This is a genomic window from Prescottella defluvii, from assembly GCF_000738775.1.
Lineage (GTDB): Bacteria > Actinomycetota > Actinomycetes > Mycobacteriales > Mycobacteriaceae > Prescottella > Prescottella defluvii.
Map to the genome: position 1 here is coordinate 1 of NZ_JPOC01000152.1, position 436 is coordinate 436.

Sequence of the window (436 nt, forward strand, 5' to 3'; positions counted from 1 at the left end):
GCCGCCGGCGTCGGAAAGGCGACGGTGTTCCACCGGTTCGGGAACCGGAACGAACGGGTCCGCGCGGTCGTGTTCGAGCAGGCGACCGCACTGCGCGAGGCCGTCCAGGGCGCGCCGCCGCCGCCGAGTCCATGGCGGGCCGGGCTTCGGCGATCAGCAAACTCACGTGGCGTACGCGAACCTCATCGTCGGCGCGTTCGTCCTCGCCCGCCGCGTCGTACGCGGCGATGAGTGCGGGGCGATCGACAATGAGGTGCGCGAAGGCGACGAGAAATGCGACGAGTCGCTCGTCCGCGGTCGCGCCGGGTCCCAGCGGCGGTGGTGCGCCCAGGACGGCCTCGCGCAGTGCGTTCGCATGCTCGAACACGACCGCGCGGACCAGTTCGTTCCGGTTCCCGAACCGGTGGAACACCGTCGCCTTTCCGACGCCGGCGGC

The 436-nt window shown here is 71.8% G+C and carries 1 protein-coding gene; it reads left to right on the top strand.

Annotated elements, in window-relative coordinates:
* Window positions 1-166 precede the first annotated feature (166 nt).
* Window positions 167-436: hypothetical protein (locus IJ15_RS26840; RefSeq protein ID WP_037136174.1), on the top strand; the 270-nt coding region annotated here is incomplete at its 3' end.